Source organism: Vibrio sp. S234-5, assembly GCF_000960595.1.
GTDB lineage: Bacteria > Pseudomonadota > Gammaproteobacteria > Enterobacterales > Vibrionaceae > Vibrio.
In genome coordinates this window covers 1-1551 of record NZ_JZAM01000409.1, presented here as the reverse complement: position 1 = coordinate 1551, position 1551 = coordinate 1, and the positions used below count along the sequence as shown (strand labels likewise).

3 protein-coding genes and 1 pseudogene are annotated in these 1551 nt (G+C 46.4%); all 4 read right to left on the bottom strand.

Annotated elements, in window-relative coordinates; genetic code table 11:
• A partial coding sequence (locus UF06_RS22555) for a reverse transcriptase domain-containing protein (protein ID WP_242402051.1) occupies positions 1–527 on the bottom strand: 527 nt, incomplete at its 3' end.
• 96 nt (positions 528–623) lie between these two features.
• Positions 624–773 (bottom strand): hypothetical protein, encoded by a 150-nt coding sequence (locus UF06_RS28130; RefSeq protein ID WP_226972604.1) that lies wholly within the window; start codon positions 771–773, stop codon positions 624–626.
• Between the two features lie 511 nt (positions 774–1284).
• Positions 1285–1485 (bottom strand): IS66 family insertion sequence element accessory protein TnpB, encoded by a 201-nt coding sequence (tnpB, locus tag UF06_RS22550; RefSeq protein WP_197541328.1) that lies wholly within the window; start codon positions 1483–1485, stop codon positions 1285–1287.
• A pseudogene (locus UF06_RS26600) lies at positions 1482–1551 on the bottom strand (IS66 family insertion sequence element accessory protein TnpB); the annotation flags it as partial. The gene tnpB and the pseudogene UF06_RS26600, both read right to left, overlap by 4 nt.

Genomic DNA, 1551 nt, shown 5'->3' with positions numbered 1-1551 from the left:
TGTAGAGTAAGCTTACACTCCTTCAAGCGCTTTCCAATCGCTCGTAGCAAATACTCTGCTTGTGCTTTGGAATGACAATGGACAACAGCGTCATCTGCGTACCTAGCAAATGGACATTTTGGAGAAGTTTTACTTATCCAAGTGTCAAACGCATAGTGCATAAACAGATTCATCAGTAACGGACTGATCACCCCGCCTTGGGGAGTACCCTGAGTACGAGGTTCTAGGACGTTGTCAACATTGAGTGTTGCCGCTTTTAACCATCTTTCGATGTACAGTAAAGCCCACTTAATCTTTACATGATGACGCACAGCCTTCATCAGAAGCTCATGATCGATATTGTCGAATGCGCCTTTGATATCAAACTCAACGACCCAGTCCATTCGCCAACACCGCAGTCGAGTTTTATCTACCGCTTGCAGTGCCGATTTCCCTGGTCGATAACCGTAAGAATCAGGATGGAAGCATCTGTCTATTTCGGGTTCTATTTGCATCTTGACCACCATCTGAGCGATGCGATCAGACACAGTAGGGACTCCCAGACTCCTTGTGCCACCATCCTTCTTAGGTATATTTACCTGCTGAACAGGTGGTGGCATGTAGGAGCCTGACGACATACGATTCTATATCTTGTAGAGATTTCCTTTCAGGTTTCGCTCAAATGCAGACAAAGAGATTTTGTCTACACCAGCTGCGCCTTTATTAGCTTTTACACGCTGATATGCCCTCCAAACGAGTTGTTTTGAAATATCAAACGATTTTGTTGATGCCATCTGGCTCCTCCCTAACATTGCTAGGTTGACTGAATTTCATCAACTGGATAATGCTGCCCCTTCGCTCCTCATCCATTACAGATGACTCATCACTACTACGAGCAGCTCCGTCCCTGTATTTGATATCGGTATTCTTCCTCATGGTATTTGCCATTTGTCATTTCCCTTAACACTCAAATCCAGGTTCCCACGTTCCATGCTACCGCCTAAATCAAGCTCATGCCGCCTATACACCGATTGCCGCTGAAACAGTAAGTAGGTTTCCTTTCAGCTAATCCTAGGGTTACTGGGCGCCCCTAGTTTTGACAATGCTTAATCCTTAACGATGCGTCATCGGACGGTTTGCTTTCGCTCATCTTCTTGATTCATACCTGATATCTTATTGATACCTTTTCCAAAGTCGCTCACTACCATACCTCTTAAATACAGCAGCACTTGGCGGTTTGAAACCGACCCCTACAGGCAGATTTCGGGAGGCCATCTCCCATCAGTAGCACAGCTCCAAAAGGACTTAGCCTTTTGTTCGTGGCACACCCCAGTACAACACTTTGATTTTGTCGCGTTGTTTGTTGGTGAATAGGAACAGTGCGCCGCTGCCCAAGGGCAAGTCGGTGTCATTTTCGATCATCGCAGCGAGGCCGTTGATGGACTTTCTAAAATCGACGCTTTCGCGATAGAGATAGATTTCGGGAGCACTGAGCATACGTTTCATGACAGCGCACCGATAAGTTCTGCAAGATAGGTCGCTGGCGTGCCTTGTGGGATGCTCAGTTCAACA